This window comes from Kitasatospora dryopteridis, from assembly GCF_050749075.1.
Taxonomy (GTDB): Bacteria; Actinomycetota; Actinomycetes; order Streptomycetales; family Streptomycetaceae; genus Kitasatospora.
Window position 1 is genome coordinate 3,528,090 of record NZ_CP192749.1, and the last position, 15,332, is coordinate 3,543,421.

The 15,332-nt window shown below is 70.3% G+C and carries 12 protein-coding genes; 11 read left to right on the forward strand and 1 reads right to left on the reverse strand.

Features of this window, described 5'->3' with window-relative positions; genetic code table 11:
* Positions 1 to 34 precede the first annotated feature (34 nt).
* The 11 genes from nadC (at position 35) to ACQ614_RS16095 (ending at position 13,798) form a co-directional block, all read left to right on the forward strand.
* The gene (gene nadC / locus ACQ614_RS16045; RefSeq protein WP_431679244.1) at positions 35 to 997 is read left to right on the forward strand and encodes a carboxylating nicotinate-nucleotide diphosphorylase; all 963 of its coding nucleotides are present in this window, start codon (positions 35 to 37) and stop codon (positions 995 to 997) included.
* 27 nt (positions 998 to 1,024) lie between these two features.
* Positions 1,025 to 1,810 (forward strand): type III pantothenate kinase, encoded by a 786-nt coding sequence (locus tag ACQ614_RS16050; RefSeq protein ID WP_431679245.1) that lies wholly within the window; start codon positions 1,025 to 1,027, stop codon positions 1,808 to 1,810.
* 143 nt (positions 1,811 to 1,953) lie between these two features.
* Positions 1,954 to 2,658 (forward strand): hypothetical protein, encoded by a 705-nt coding sequence (locus tag ACQ614_RS16055; protein WP_431679246.1) that lies wholly within the window; start codon positions 1,954 to 1,956, stop codon positions 2,656 to 2,658.
* A 230-nt stretch (positions 2,659 to 2,888) separates the two neighbouring features.
* Entirely contained in the window at positions 2,889 to 4,580 is a 1,692-nt protein-coding gene (locus ACQ614_RS16060; protein WP_431679247.1) for a hypothetical protein, read from the forward strand.
* A 103-nt stretch (positions 4,581 to 4,683) separates the two neighbouring features.
* On the forward strand, positions 4,684 to 6,249 hold the full coding sequence (lysX, locus tag ACQ614_RS16065; RefSeq protein ID WP_431679248.1) for a bifunctional lysylphosphatidylglycerol synthetase/lysine--tRNA ligase LysX: 1,566 nt from the start codon (positions 4,684 to 4,686) through the stop codon (positions 6,247 to 6,249).
* A gap of 4 nt (positions 6,250 to 6,253) precedes the next feature.
* Entirely contained in the window at positions 6,254 to 6,412 is a 159-nt protein-coding gene (locus ACQ614_RS16070; RefSeq protein ID WP_431679249.1) for a hypothetical protein, read from the forward strand.
* A gap of 121 nt (positions 6,413 to 6,533) precedes the next feature.
* Entirely contained in the window at positions 6,534 to 6,962 is a 429-nt protein-coding gene (locus ACQ614_RS16075) for a BlaI/MecI/CopY family transcriptional regulator (RefSeq protein ID WP_431679250.1), read from the forward strand.
* Between the two features lie 9 nt (positions 6,963 to 6,971).
* Positions 6,972 to 7,499 carry an amino-acid N-acetyltransferase gene (locus ACQ614_RS16080; RefSeq protein WP_431679251.1) on the forward strand — a complete coding sequence of 176 codons (528 nt, stop codon included), beginning with the start codon at positions 6,972 to 6,974 and terminating at the stop codon, positions 7,497 to 7,499.
* Positions 7,500 to 7,615: 116 nt separating this feature from the next.
* The gene (locus ACQ614_RS16085) at positions 7,616 to 7,972 is read left to right on the forward strand and encodes a histone-like nucleoid-structuring protein Lsr2 (RefSeq protein ID WP_431679252.1); all 357 of its coding nucleotides are present in this window, start codon (positions 7,616 to 7,618) and stop codon (positions 7,970 to 7,972) included.
* Positions 7,973 to 8,585: 613 nt separating this feature from the next.
* Complete coding sequence (locus ACQ614_RS16090; protein WP_431679253.1) at positions 8,586 to 11,102, forward strand: ATP-dependent Clp protease ATP-binding subunit; 2,517 nt, start codon at positions 8,586 to 8,588, stop codon at positions 11,100 to 11,102.
* Positions 11,103 to 11,446: 344 nt separating this feature from the next.
* Positions 11,447 to 13,798, forward strand: a complete 2,352-nt coding sequence (locus tag ACQ614_RS16095) for an immune inhibitor A domain-containing protein (protein ID WP_431679254.1) — start codon at positions 11,447 to 11,449, stop codon at positions 13,796 to 13,798.
* A gap of 110 nt (positions 13,799 to 13,908) precedes the next feature.
* Here the strand turns inward: ACQ614_RS16095 and ACQ614_RS16100 are convergent, their stop codons facing one another.
* Positions 13,909 to 14,919: a threonine aldolase family protein gene (locus ACQ614_RS16100; protein WP_431679255.1), complete on the reverse strand. Its 1,011-nt coding sequence runs from the start codon at positions 14,917 to 14,919 to the stop codon at positions 13,909 to 13,911.
* Between the last annotated feature and the right edge of the window lie 413 nt (positions 14,920 to 15,332).

The window sequence follows — 15,332 nt, forward strand, 5'->3', positions numbered from 1 at the left end:
GGCGTGACCCAGCCAATCAACTAGGAGCACCACGATGACCCACGACGAACTTCCGCTCGCCTCCGCCGGCGGCTGCGGCGACGGCTGCGCCTGCGGCGAGGGCGAGGCGTACGAGACCGGGCTGGACCCGGCGCTGGCGGCGCTGCTGGAGGAGGCCGGCCTGGACCCGGTCGAGGTCGAGGACATCGCGATGCTCGCGCTCGGCGAGGACCTGGCCGGCGGGGAGGACGTCACCTCGGTGGCCACCGTCCCGGCGGACGCCGTCGCCACCGCCGACTTCACCGCCCGGCAGGCAGGCGTGGTGGCGGGCCTGCGGGTCGCCGAGGCCGTGGTCTCGCTGGTCTGCGAGGAGGAGTTCGAGGTCGAGCGGCACGTCGAGGACGGCGCCCGGGTCGAGGCCGGACAGGTGCTGCTCTCCGTCCGCAGCCGCACCCGCGACCTGCTGACCGCCGAGCGCAGCGCGCTGAACCTGCTCTGCCACCTGTCCGGGATCGCCACCGCCACCCGGGCCTGGGCGGACGCCCTGGAGGGCACCGGCGCGGTCGTCCGGGACACCCGCAAGACCACGCCCGGCCTGCGCGCACTGGAGAAGTTCGCGGTCCGCTGCGGCGGCGGCGCCAACCACCGGATGGCGCTGTCCGACGCCGCGCTGGTGAAGGACAACCACGTGGTGGCGGCCGGCGGTGTGGCCGAGGCCTTCCGCGCGGTGCGGGCCGCGTACCCGGACCTCGCGGTCGAGGTCGAGGTCGACACCGTGGAGCAGATCGCGCCGGTGCTGGAGGCCGGGGCGGACCTGATCCTGCTCGACAACTTCACCGTGCCGCAGCTCAAGGAGGCGGTCGCCCTGGTCGGCGGCCGGGCGAAGCTGGAGGCGTCCGGCGGACTGACCCTGGCCACCGCGCGCGAGGTCGCAGAGACTGGTGTCGACTACCTGGCCGTCGGGGCCCTGACGCACTCGTCGCCCGTCCTCGACATCGGCCTGGACCTCCGCGCCTGACCCCGTCTCTCGACAGAAAGCCATCCTGTGCTCCTCACCATCGACGTCGGCAACACCCAGACCACGCTCGGCCTGTTCGACGGTGAGGACATCGTCGAACACTGGCGGATCTCCACCGACCCGCGGCGCACCGCGGACGAGCTGGCGGTGCTGTTGCAGGGTCTGATGGGTGCTCACCCCATCGTGTCCGCCGACGACCGGGTGGCGGGGCTGTCGATCTGTTCGTCCGTGCCCGCCGTGCTCCACGAGCTCCGCGAGGTGACGCGCCGTTACTACGGCGACGTGCCCGCGGTGATCGTGGAGCCCGGGGTGAAGACCGGGGTGCACGTCCTGATGGACAACCCCAAGGAGGTCGGCGCCGATCGCATCGTCAACGCGCTGGCCGCCAACCACCTCTACGGCGGCCCGTGCATCGTGGTGGACTTCGGCACCGCGACCACCTTCGACGCCGTCAACGCCCGCGGGGACTACGTGGGCGGTGCGATCGCCCCGGGCATCGAGATCTCGGTGGAGGCGCTCGGCATGCGCGGCGCACAGCTCCGCAAGATCGAGTTGGCCCGCCCCCGCAACGTCATCGGCAAGAACACCGTTGAAGGGATGCAGTCCGGCATCCTGTACGGCTTCGCCGGGCAGGTCGACGGGCTGGTCAACCGGATGGCCCGGGAGCTCGCCAAGGACCCGGACGACGTCCAGGTGATCGCCACCGGCGGTCTGGCCCCACTGGTCCTCGGCGAGGCCGAGACCGTGGACGTGCACGAGCCCTGGCTCACGCTGATCGGCCTCCGGCTGATCTGGGAGCGCAACAAGCCCTGAACGGGCCCTGTGCCCAACGCTGCTGACGGCCGGTCGGACACGGTACCGGCCGTCGGCAGGTCGGATCAGCGGCAGATACGCCAATCGGGACAACTGCGGCGCCAATCGTCCGAAATCGGACGTACGCCACGTACTGTCACCTCATGCCTACGCCACACGGATCGCGCGGCGGCATGGCCTTCAGCGCCGACGAAGTCCGCGTGCTGCGCCGCGCCCTTGCCCAAGCCCTCCACCCGGTCCTGCCCGACCGGCTGCACCCGCCCGTCCCGTCCGCCGCGCCGTGGGCGGAGGACGTCCACGAGGCGCTGCAGCTGACCGAGTCCATCGACGAGGCGGTCCGCGAGGGCGGGCGGCTGCGCAGCTTCCTGCTCGCCGACCTGGCCCGCTACCGCGCGGCCCTGCCCGGCAGTGCGCGCGGCTACCTGGAACGGCTGGAGGAGGCCGTCACGGACGGATACCTCCCCACCCCCGACGACCTCTCCGCGTTGCGCTCGCTCTCCCGGCTGCCCTGCGGCCCCGCCGAGCACGCCCGCCGCTCGCGGCTGGCCGGCCGGTGCCACGCGCTGGCCGAGGCCGAGGTCCGCGAGCGGCTCTCGCTCACCTCCGGCCAGCGCCACCTGGCGGCCGTCCCGAGCCCGGCGGCCGAACCCCTGCCCGCCACCCACCTTGGAGGACGCATCCCGATGAGCAGCAACCCCAGGCCGCCGGCCGACGGCGAGCAGCCGCGGCCCCACCGGATGCCCACCCCCGCCGAACTCTTCGGCCGCCGCCCCAAGGCCAAGCAGCAGCAGCCCCAGCCGCCCGCCCCCGAGGACGAGGACACCGAGCTCGCCACCGGCACCGGCTGAGACCCCCGTTCGGCGGCGGCCCCGGAGCGTCCCCCACGCGCTCCGGGGCCGCCGCGCATCGATGTGTCGACTCTGCAATGGGTTTGCGGGAATTTCGGGTCACAGATCGACAACACTCGCTGCCGGTACGAACGGTCACGTCCCGAACTGTCCGATTCATCTGCCCGCGACTCCCCCGAGGTCGCCCTAGGGTCTGCGCCGTACACAGAACCGAAGTCCCTGGGGGGAAAATGCGCATCGGACGCACGCGCGCCCTTGCCCTGGCGACGGCCGTCGCAGCCGTCGCACTCGGCGGCTCCGCCGCCGCACCGGCATTCGCCGCCGACCTCGTGCTCGACGCTCCGGAAGCGGTGTCCCTCGTCCCGGCGCCCACGAGCGGCGACCCGGTGGCGAAGCACGTCACGCTGGACCTGACCGGCACCGTGAAGACCGGCGCGCACGACATCACGTACATCTTCGACACCAGCGGCCTGACCGGCCTGGCGGAGTTCGCCCCGAGCCTCGGCGGCGGCTCCTCCTGCACCGTCCAGGGCGCCGTTACCACCTGTAAGGGCTCGCTCTACTCGCCGGACGGCAAGCTCAACCACCAGATCAACCCGCAGCTCACCGCCCTCAAGGGCGCCGAGCTCGGCAAGACCGGCCACCTCAAGGTCACCGAGACCACCGACGCCGGAACGGTCAGCGCCGACGTGCTCGTCTCGGTCGGCGGACCGGACCTGCGGGTGAAGACCAAGGAGCAGCTGACGGGCGTGAAGCCCGGCTCCACGATCACCCCGTCCGTCCAGGTGGTGAACCAGGGCTCGCTCCCCAGCGGCCGGCTGGTCCTCGTCCTCAGCGGCATCGCCGGGGTGAAGCCCGAACGGCAGTTCGCCAACTGCGACTACGCCACCGGTTCGGGCAGCCAGGCTTCCTCCTACGAGGTGGCGATCTGCACGATCAACACCTCGGTCGCCCCCGGTGAGACGGTGACCGTCGACCCGATGAAGTTCGGCGTCGACAGCAGCGCACTGCACAGCTACGTCGACATCGCGGTGCTCCCCGGCGAGGGCGAGGACACCGCCTGGTACCGCAAGAACATGACCTTCGTGCACGGCCCCGCCGGCAAGCGGCTCACCGCCGGCAAGCCCGAGTCGGACGCCACCAAGCCCGGCCCGCCGAACGCCACGCAGTACGCCGAGAACATGGTGTCGATCGCGCTGGACGTGGACAACACCGCCGACTTCTCGGCCATCGGCGCGTGGAAGCCCGGTGCCGACGGCCACCAGGGGAAGCTGACGGTCGGCCTGCGCAACAGCGGCCCGGGGCACCTCTACGACCGCAGCGGCGGCGAGTCCGCGCCGAACGTCCTCGTGGTGTTCCCCAAGGGCGTCACCGTGGCCAAGGAGCCCGCCGGCTGCAACGCCGTCCGCTGGGAGAACGGCCAGGAGGTCAAGAACCCGGTCAAGTGGTCCTGTGGCGCGCCCTGGGACGTGCCCGCCGGCTTCCAGAAGACCTACGACTTCGACCTGAAGGTCACCGCCGCCGACCCGGTCGCGGTGGTCTCGCTGCAGAACACCCGGAGCTCCAACGAGCCCGGCCACCCCTCCGCCGTCATGCCGTGGGACCACAACCCGGGCAACGACCTGACCCGGGTGACGCTCGGGACCAGGGCCGACGGCTCCGTGCCCACCCCGGGGGCCTCCCCGAGCGCCTCCGCCTCGTCCGGCACGCCGACCGGCAGCGCCTCGCCCTCCACCCACGCCTCGCCGTCCGCCTCGGCCTCGCGGAGCGCGGGTGCGGGCTCGGCCTCGTCCGGCGGAGGTGCCCTCGCGTTCACCGGTGCGTCCGGGCTCGGCACCATCGCCGCGGCCGGCACCGGCGCGGTGCTGATCGGCGGCGCGGTGTTCCTGGCCGCTCGCCGCCGCAAGGGCGCCCACCAGTAACACCCCTTCCGCACCGGCGGCCCCGGAGCGCCCCTGCGGCGCTCCGGGGCCGCCGCGCGAAACCGGTGCGGGAGCGCGGCCCGGCGGTGGCTACCCTTGTGGGGTGAGCGATCAGAGCACCGTCAACGCGACCGACGACCTCCCCGAGCAGATGCGCGTGCGGCGCGACAAGCTGGACCGGCTCCGGGCGGCAGGCGTCGACCCCTACCCGGTCGGCTTCCCCCGCACGTCCACCATTGCCGACCTCCGCGCCAAGCACCCCGACCTCCCCGCGGACACCGCGACCGGCGAGCGGGTCGGCATCACCGGCCGCGTCATCCTGGCCCGCACCGGCGGCAAGCTCTGCTTCGCCACGCTGCGCGACGGCTCGGGCGACCTCCAGGTGATGCTGTCGCTCGACAAGCTGGGCGAGGAGCGGCTGGCGGCCTGGAAGACCGACATCGACCTCGGCGACCAGGTCGGCGTGGAGGGCGAGGTCATCACCTCCCGCCGCGGCGAGCTGAGCGTGATGGTGGACCGCTGGGAACTCACCGCGAAGTGCCTGCGCCCGCTGCCGGACAAGCACAAGGGCCTGACCGACCCGGAGGCCCGGGTCCGCCAGCGGTACGTGGACCTGATCGTGAACCCCGAGGCGCGCGAGATGCTCCAGCTGCGCACCCGGGTGATCCGCTCGATCCGCCGCACCTACGAGGACCGCGGCTACCTCGAGGTCGAGACCCCGATGCTGCAGCCGATCCACGGCGGCGCCAACGCCCGCCCGTTCAAGACGCACATCAACGCCTACGACATCGAGCTCTACCTGCGCATCGCGACCGAGCTCTACCTCAAGCGCCTGGTGGTCGGCGGCGCCGAGAAGGTCTTCGAGATCAACCGGAACTTCCGCAACGAGGGCGCCGATGCGACCCACAACCCGGAGTTCACCGCCCTGGAGTCGTACGAGGCCTACGGCGACTACGACACCCAGGCCGAGCTGATCCGCGCGATCATCGTCAACGCCGCCCGGGACGCCCTCGGCACCACCGTGGTCAAGGGCGTCGGCCCGGACGGCCAGGAGCACGAGATCGACCTCGCCGAGCCCTGGGAGGAGGTCTCGGTCTACCCGGGCATCTCCGCGCACCTCAGCACCGAGATCACCCCGGAGACGTCGGTCGAGGAGCTGCGCAAGCTCGCCGACGGCGCCGGCGTGCCGTGGGAGAAGGAGTGGGGCCACGGCCAGATCGTCCTGGAGATGATCGAGCGCCTGCTGGAGCACCACGCGATCCGGCCGACCTTCATCCGGGACTACCCGACCGAGGTCTCCCCGCTGACCCGCCAGCACCGCTCGATCGCGGGCGTCGCGGAGAAGTGGGACCTGGTGATCTTCGGTACCGAGATCGGCACCGCCTACTCCGAGCTGATCGACCCGGTCGAGCAGCGCGCCCGCCTGACCGCCCAGTCGCTGCTGGCGGCCGGCGGCGACGTCGAGGCGATGCAGCTGGACGAGGACTTCCTGCGCGCCCTGGAGTACGCGATGCCGCCCACCGGCGGCCTCGGCCTCGGCGTGGACCGCCTGATCATGCTGCTCACCGGCAAGAACATCCGCGAGACGGTGCTCTTCCCGCTGGTGAAGCCCGAGGCCAAGAGCAGCGGCGCCGCCGCTGCGGACGACGCAGAAGCAGAAGAGGAGTGACCTGATGGACTACGTCAGCGCGATCGTGCCGCCGCTGGTCATGGCGATCGGCTTCGGATTCCTGGTGCGGGCGATCATCCGCAGCCAGGGCGGCGCCCAGAAGGCCAAGGAGGACGCCGCCGCCGACGCGATGGCCGCCACGGCCGGACGCGCCGCGGAATAGCCGCTGCGGGCCCGCAGGACACCACCGGCGCGCCGCCGCCCCCGCCACGGGGGTGGCGGCGCGCCGGTCCGCTTGCCGAATCGCCGACTTTGTCCGAATCAGTTCCTATCCTGGCCGGACTATGGTGCGGCAACTCGGAGAACTCGAGAACGACATCATGACCAGGGTCTGGCAGTGGAACCGCCCGGTCACGGTTCGCGAGGTTCTGCAGGATCTGCGGACGGAACGCGATATCGCGTACACCACGGTGATGACCGTGCTCGACAAGCTGTACAGAAAGGGCTGGCTGCGCCGGGAACAGGCCGGCCGGGCCTATCGATATGAGCCGGTCTCCTCGCGCGAGGCGTACACCGCCGCTCTGATGAACGACGCCTGGGCGACGAGCGACAATCCGGCCGCCGCGCTGGTGCACTTCTTCGGGCTGATGTCGCCGGAGCAGCGCGAGGCACTGCGGGACGCCCTCCGGGTGGCCGCGGTGCTGCCCGCCGGACCGGACCGCCCGGAGCGCGGCCGGGGCACCGGGGAGACCGGGGGTACCGCGGCACGATAACGTCCCGGCATGGAGGTCACCATCCGCCGGGCGCGGACCACCGACGTGCGGGCCGTAAGGGCACTCATCGACGCCTACTCGCGCGACGGCATTCTGCTCGACAAGCCCACGGTCACACTGTTCGAATCCGTGCAGGAGTTCTGGGTGGCCGAACGCGACGACACCGGAACGGTGGTCGCCTGCGGTGCGCTGCACGTGATGTGGGAGGACCTGGCGGAGGTCCGCACCCTTGCGGTGGACCCGTCCTGCAAGGGACTGGGCCTCGGGCACCTGCTGCTGGAGAAGCTGCTGCAGACCGCGCGGTGGCTCGGCATCCGTCGGATTTTCTGCTTGACGTTCGAGGTGGCGTTCTTCGCGAAACACGGTTTCGTCGAGATCGAGGAAACCGACGATCGTACGTCAGACCCGGCGGCCGTGGCCACGGAAGTCTATGAAGAACTGTTGCGCTCGTACGACGAAGGAGTCGCGGAGTTCCTTGACCTGGAGCGGGTGAAGCCGAACACCTTGGGCAACTCGCGCATGCTGCTGCGCCTCTGAGCGCGCCCTTGTGAGCCTTGCGGGACGCATCCCGATCGGGTAGGGGTTTGTGTTTTCCGGGAAAAGGCGGTTTCCTTTGCCTAGGCAATGACTCGTTTACTCGGAAAGGGAAGCCCGTGGCACAGAGGGTGCAGGTCATTCTTGAAGACGATCTCGACGGCGGCTCCGCGGACGAGACCGTGATGTTCGCGCTCGACGGCGTTGCCTACGAGATCGACCTGAAGAGCGACAACGCCGAGAAGCTCCGCGATCTGCTGGCCCCGTACGTGGAGAAGGGCCGCAAGCAGAGCGGCCGGATCGCCGGCAGCCGCCGCAGCAGCACCGGCGGCCGCAGCACCGGCCGGTCGGCCGCCTCCGGCGCCGACACCGCCAAGATCCGCAGCTGGGCCAAGGAGAACGGCCTGGAGATCAACGACCGTGGTCGCGTCCCGAGCGACATCAAGGCGCAGTACGACAAGGCGCACGCGTCCTGAGGGACGGCTGCGCGGCCGGGCCCCGGCGCACCGGAACCGGCCGATCGCCTGCCATTGTCATGGCAGGTGCATGATCGGCCGGTCCGATGACGGGCGGCGGGAGCACCCCGGGCTGTGCAACGCTGTAGGGAGCGGAACGGCTTCGCGGGAGGCGTCCGACCGGCGGTACCCGCAGGCCCCGCCGACCGCCCGACCGAGGGCGGGCGGCCTGATGCGCCGTCATTCCCGCCGCGCCGACCGGCGCTCCGGGCCGGACTTCTCGCCAGGCGAACAGCGCCACCGGGGAAACTGCGCGAATCTCCCCCGGATACCGGGTATGAATGCAGGTGGGCGGGGTCGCAGGGCCCCGGCCGAGGCAGTTCGCGCGGCCGGCCGTCCCATCACAGGGGTCTCTGTTCGCCGATGGCGTAGCGGTCATCGGGTGCATCGGGGCCCCCTGTGGGAACACCGTCTCCCAGCATCAGGTTGGGATTGGTGTCGGCTGGTCGCGCAGCATGATGTCCCCACGCGAGTGGGGTTGTCCGTGGGCCGCGCCGCTGAGCGGGACTAGCATGCGGAAGGACAGGGCGGGGACGGACCCCGAACTGGCCGACCGCTCTGAGGAGCGAAAACGATGTTCGAAAGGTTCACCGACCGCGCGCGGCGGGTTGTCGTCCTGGCTCAGGAAGAAGCCCGGATGCTCAACCACAACTACATCGGCACCGAGCACATCCTCCTGGGTCTGATCCACGAGGGTGAGGGTGTCGCCGCCAAGGCCCTGGAGAGCCTCGGGATCTCGCTCGAGGCGGTCCGGCAGCAGGTCGAGGAGATCATCGGCCAGGGGCAGCAGGCCCCGTCCGGCCACATCCCCTTCACCCCCCGGGCGAAGAAGGTCCTGGAGCTGTCGCTCCGCGAGGCCCTTCAGCTCGGCCACAACTACATCGGCACCGAGCACATCCTGCTCGGCCTGATCCGCGAGGGCGAGGGCGTCGCCGCCCAGGTCCTGGTGAAGCTGGGCGCCGATCTCAACCGGGTCCGGCAGCAGGTCATCCAGCTGCTCTCCGGTTACTCCGGCGGCGGCAAGGAGTCCGCGACCGCCGGCGGCCCCGCCGAGGGCACCCCCTCCACCTCGCTGGTCCTCGACCAGTTCGGCCGCAACCTGACGCAGGCCGCCCGCGAGGCCAAGCTCGACCCGGTGATCGGGCGCGAGAAGGAGATCGAGCGGGTCATGCAGGTGCTGTCCCGCCGCACCAAGAACAACCCGGTGCTGATCGGCGAGCCCGGCGTCGGCAAGACCGCCGTCGTCGAGGGCCTGGCCCAGGCGATCGTCAAGGGCGAGGTTCCGGAGACGCTCAAGGACAAGCAGCTCTACACCCTGGACCTCGGCGCCCTGGTCGCCGGCTCCCGGTACCGCGGTGACTTCGAGGAGCGCCTGAAGAAGGTGCTCAAGGAGATCCGCACCCGCGGCGACATCATCCTGTTCATCGACGAGCTGCACACCCTGGTCGGCGCGGGCGCCGCCGAGGGCGCCATCGACGCCGCCAGCATCCTCAAGCCGATGCTGGCCCGCGGCGAGCTGCAGACCATCGGTGCCACCACGCTCGACGAGTACCGCAAGCACCTGGAGAAGGACGCCGCGCTGGAGCGCCGCTTCCAGCCGATCCAGGTCGCCGAGCCGTCGCTGCCGCACACCATCGAGATCCTCAAGGGTCTGCGCGACCGGTACGAGGCGCACCACCGCGTCTCGATCACCGACGCCGCCCTGGTCGCCGCCGCCACCCTGGCCGACCGGTACATCTCGGACCGCTTCCTGCCGGACAAGGCGATCGACCTGATCGACGAGGCCGGCTCCCGGATGCGCATCCGCCGGATGACCGCGCCGCCGGACCTGCGCGAGTTCGACGAGAAGATCGCCGAGGTCCGCCGCGAGAAGGAGAGCGCGATCGACGCGCAGGACTTCGAGAAGGCCGCCTCGCTGCGCGACGACGAGAAGCAGCTGCTCACCGCGAAGGCCAAGCGGGAGAAGGAGTGGAAGGCCGGCGACATGGACGTCGTCGCCGAGGTGGACGAGGAGCTCATCGCCGAGGTCCTGGCCACCGCCACCGGCATCCCGGTCTTCAAGCTGACCGAGGAGGAGTCCTCCCGCCTGCTGCGCATGGAGGACGAGCTGCACAAGCGCGTCATCGGCCAGAAGGACGCCATCAAGGCGCTCTCCCAGGCCATCCGGCGCACCCGTGCGGGCCTCAAGGACCCGAAGCGCCCCGGTGGCTCGTTCATCTTCGCCGGTCCGTCCGGTGTCGGTAAGACCGAGCTGTCCAAGACGCTGGCGGAGTTCCTGTTCGGCGACGAGGACGCGCTGATCGCGCTCGACATGTCCGAGTTCTCGGAGAAGCACACGGTCTCCCGGCTGTTCGGCTCCCCGCCCGGCTACGTGGGCTACGAGGAGGGCGGCCAGCTGACCGAGAAGGTGCGCCGCAAGCCGTTCTCCGTCGTCCTCTTCGACGAGGTGGAGAAGGCCCACCCGGACATCTTCAACTCGCTGCTGCAGATCCTGGAGGACGGCCGCCTGACCGACTCCCAGGGCCGCGTGGTCGACTTCAAGAACACGGTCATCATCATGACCACCAACCTCGGCACCCGGGACATCTCCAAGGGCTTCAACCTGGGCTTCGCGGCCACGGGCGACGCCCAGAGCGGGTACGAGCGGATGAAGGCGAAGGTCAGCGAGGAGCTCAAGCAGCACTTCCGGCCGGAGTTCCTGAACCGTGTCGACGACATCGTGGTCTTCCACCAGCTGTCCGAGGACGACATCATCCAGATCGTCGACCTCATGATCGCCAAGGTGGACCAGCGCCTGAAGGACCGCGACATGGGCCTGGAGCTCAGCGTCGAGGCCAAGAAGCTGCTGGCGAAGAAGGGCTACGACCCCATCCTGGGCGCCCGTCCGCTGCGCCGGACGATCCAGCGGGAGATCGAGGACCACCTGTCCGAGAAGATCCTCTTCGGCGAGCTGCGCGCCGGCCACATCGTGGTCGTCGGCACCGAGGGCGAGGGCAAGGAAGCGAAGTTCACCTTCCGCGGCGAGGAGAAGTCGCCGGTGGCCGACACTCCGGCCGCCGTGGGCTCGCCCGGCCCGGACCTGACGAAGTAACCGGTAGTACGCAAAAGGACTCGGCCCCGACGGGAACGTCGGGGCCGAGTCCTTTTCAGTTTCAAAACTGTTTAGACATCCATAACCTGTGATTTCGCCCTGTTCGGCGCCCCGGCAGGGCGACACGCACGCTGGTACGGGTGCGATGGATGCCCTGAACTGCAGGCGGGGCTTTACTCTTGACTGATCGTCAGTTGATCACGGCCGCCGGAGGATAGCGTCGTGATCATGCATGGTCAAGGTCTTTCTTTTTCCCGGTGGCTTGGATCAAATGTCGTCCACCTGTCTTTCATTGGTTCGCCGGCGCGCCAAGAGCATGCCGGCAAGGGGAGGACGTCACCACGTTGAAGATATCCAAGAGGGCCGCTGCGGCCACTGCTGCCATCGCGGTCACGGCCGCGCTGGGCACGGGCCTGCTGCCCGGGACGGCCACCGCCGCCACTCCGGCCCCCGTCACGCACGACCCTGCCGATGCGCAGGCGCTCAAGGTCGACCACGACCTGCCGGGCCCGCTGACCGAGAAGGTCGAGGCCGCGCAGAAGGCCGCCACCGAGCAGCTCCTGGCGGGCACCGCCAAGATCGAGAAGCACGGCAGCAGCACCTCGGTGAAGCTGGGCCGCGACAAGTACGTCGAGCTTGCCCGTGAGCGCACGGACAAGATCTTCACGATCCTCGTCGAGTTCGGCGACCAGGTGGACAACACCACCACCACGGCCGACGGCAAGGTCAAGTACGGCGGCCAGCCCGGCCCGGCGCACAACCTGATTGCGCAGCCGGACCGCGCCAAGGACAACTCCACTGCCTGGCGTGCCGATTACAACCAGAAGCACTACCAGGACCTGTACTTCTCCCGTGACGGCGACTCGCTGAAGACCTTCTACGAGAAGCAGTCCTCGGGCCGCTACTCGGTCGACGGCCAGGTCACCGACTGGGTGAAGGTGCCGTGGAACGAGGCCCGTTACGGCTCGGACTACTGCGGCCAGCACGTCTGCAACAACGCGCAGGACCTGATCCGCGACGGCATCAACGCCTGGGTCGCCGACCAGAAGGCCAAGGGCCAGACGGACGAGCAGATCAAGGCCACCATCGCGCAGTACGACCAGTGGGACCGGTACGACTTCGACCACGACGGCAACTTCAACGAGCCCGACGGTTACATCGACCACTTCCAGATCGTGCACGCCGGTGAGGACCAGTCCGCCGGCGGCGGCGTCCAGGGCACCGACGCGCTCTGGGCCCACCGCAGCTACGCGTACGGCGCCCTCGCGGGCAAGACCGGCCCCGACAACAACAAGCTCGGTGGCACCCAGGTCGGCGCCAGCGGCCTCTGGGTCGGCGACTACACCATGCAGCCCGAGAACGGCGGCCTCGGTGTCTTCGCCCACGAGTACGGCCACGACCTCGGCCTGCCGGACCTGTACGACACCACGGGCAAGGACGACAACTCGGTCGGCTTCTGGTCGCTGATGTCCTCCGGTTCCTGGCTGGGCGACGGCAAGACCGAGATCGGTGACAAGCCGGGCGACCTCGACGCCTGGAGCAAGATGCAGCTCGGGTGGCTGAAGTACGACAAGGCCGCCGCCAACAAGCTGTCCTTCCACTGGACCGGTCCGGCGGAGTACAACACCAAGCGCCCGCAGGCCGTGGTGGTGGACCTCCCGAAGAAGACCGTCACCACCGAGATCAACACCCCGTTCGCGGGTGCGAACGAGTGGTGGAGCGGCAGCGCGGACGACCTGAACGTCTCGCTGGTGCGTGATGTCGACCTGACCGGCAAGACCTCGGCGACCCTGTCCGCCAAGGCCTGGTACGACATCGAGCAGGACTACGACTACGGCTACGCCGAGGTCTCCACCGACGGCGGCGCCCACTGGACCGCCCTCGACGGCACCTTCAACGGCACCGCCCTGCAGAAGGACGGCGCCGACGCGCCGGCCCTCACCGGCAACTCGGGCGGCAAGTGGGGCGACCTGTCCTACTCGCTGAACGCCTACGCCGGCAAGGCCGTCAAGGTCCGCTTCCACTACACCACCGACGGCGGCCTGCACATGAAGGGCCTCGCGCTGGACAACATCGCGGTCACCGCCGACGGTTCCGCGCTGTTCAACGACGACGCCGAGCAGGGCGACAACGGCTGGACCGCCACCGGCTTCTCGCGGATCACGGGCAAGTTCTCCAAGGACTACGCCCAGTACTACCTCGTCGAGAACCGTCAGTACGTGTCCTACGACACCACGCTGAAGACCGGTCCGTACGTGTTCGGTTCCGCGGCCCGCCCGGACTGGGTGGACCACTACCAGAACCAGAACGGCATCCTGATCTGGCTGTGGGACACCTCGCAGTCCGACAACAACGTCACCGACCACCCGGGCTCCGGCCTGATCCTGCCGGTCGACTCGCACCCGACCCCGCTGAAGTGGGCCGACGGCACCGCGATGCGTGCGCGCATCCAGGGCTACGACTCCACCTTCGGGCTCGAGAAGACCGACGGTCTGCAGCTGCACCGCGCCGACGTGCTCACCAGCATCCCGAGCGCGCCGGGCGTCAGCACCTTCAACGACCACACCAAGAAGTACTGGGACGAGAAGACCCCGTACAGCAGCGTGAAGGTCCCGGACACCCGTACCGCGATCGACGTGCTGTGGAACAGCTCCAACAAGCTGGAGACCATCCTGATGGTCCGCCCGGCCTTCTGATCGGCACCCTCGGGTACTGACAGCTGAAACGGCGTCGGCCCGGTTCCTCCGGCGGGAGGAACCGGGCCGACGTGCATTCCCCGGCGGACGCCCGACGTGCGCTTCCGGGCTCAGAGCATCGCCAGCAGCTCGCCCATCGCCTTGGCGACGTCGTCCGCCGTCCACTCCAGGGCGGCACCGCCCACCGTCACCTCGGTCATCGCCAGACCGGGCGCACCCGGCTCGTCCCAGAACGAGAACAGCGCGATCCCCTGCTCCTCGGCCAGCCGCAGGGTGGCCTCGGTGAGGGCGTCCGCGGTGTGCGGCAGCCACAGCCGGAACTGGTGGGTGTGCGGCGGCAACGGGTCCACCCGGGCGCCCGGGGCCTCCGCCAGGGCCGCCGCGATCGTCTTCGCGTGCCTCACATAGCCGGGCAGCCGCGGGAGTTCGCGCTCCAGCCCGGCCAGCGCCGCCAGCGCCGCCGGCCACTGCTGGAAGAGCCGGCCGCCGTACCGGTGCCGCCAGACCCTGGCCTCCCGGACGAACTGCTCGTCGCCGGCCAGCAGGGCCCCGCTGAGGCCGCCCAGCGACTTGTAGCAGGAGACGTACACCGAGTCGGCCAGCGCGCTGATCTCCGGCAGCGTACGGCCCAGGTGACCGGTCGACTCCCACAGCCGGGCACCGTCCAGGTGCACCCTGGCCCCGAGCCCGCGGGCCGCCTCGACCGTCTCCGACAGGTCCTGCCAGGACGGCAGCACGAACCCGGCGTCGCGCAGCGGCAGCTCCAGCATCAGCGTGCCGAACTGCTCCTCGCAGCAGCGCAGTTCGTCCGGGGTCGGCAGGCGCGGCGCGGTGGTCGGCCACACCGTGTGCAGGCCGGTGAGGCGGGTGACGGCCCGCCGCTCGTGCAGCTCGGGGTGGGCCAGCGGGTGCATCGCGACCACTCGGCTGCCGGTGCGGTCCGCCCAGTAGCGCAGCGCCACCTGCTGCGCCATGGTGCCGGTCGGGAAGAAGGCCGCGTCCTGGCGGCCGAGCAGCGCCGCCACCTTCTCCTCCAGGGCCCGCACGGCGCCGTCGCCGTACGCGTCGGGCCGCTGGTCGAGGTCGTACACCTGGTCGGCGTCGGCGGCGAGGGCCGCCATCCGCTCGCGGATGCTGGCCGGCTGCCCGAGAGCAGCCGGCCGCTGGACCGGAAGGCGGCGAAGCGACGCCGCTGGAATTCCTCGTTCACTCCCCGATCCTCGCCCAGATCCCCGCCCGGCGCGCCGGATGGAGCGAGGAGGGCGGGAAGTTGCCGTACCGCTTCTCCTCCGCCCCGTCCGGACCGGACGCGACCGCCGCAGGGCGCGCCACGCCCCGGAACGGTGCCCGGCTGTGGCCCGGGTCACGATTGGCCCCCGGGCGACAGGGGTACCGCGGTGGCAGTGGTCACAGGCCCCCGGGCCGGTACGAGCGCCGGTAGTAGTGGCGGCGCCGCCCGGAGCCCGGGACACGGGGGCGGAGGGTGGGCCGCGGGGTGTCCAGCACGACGGACCGTCGTAGGTCACACCGTTTG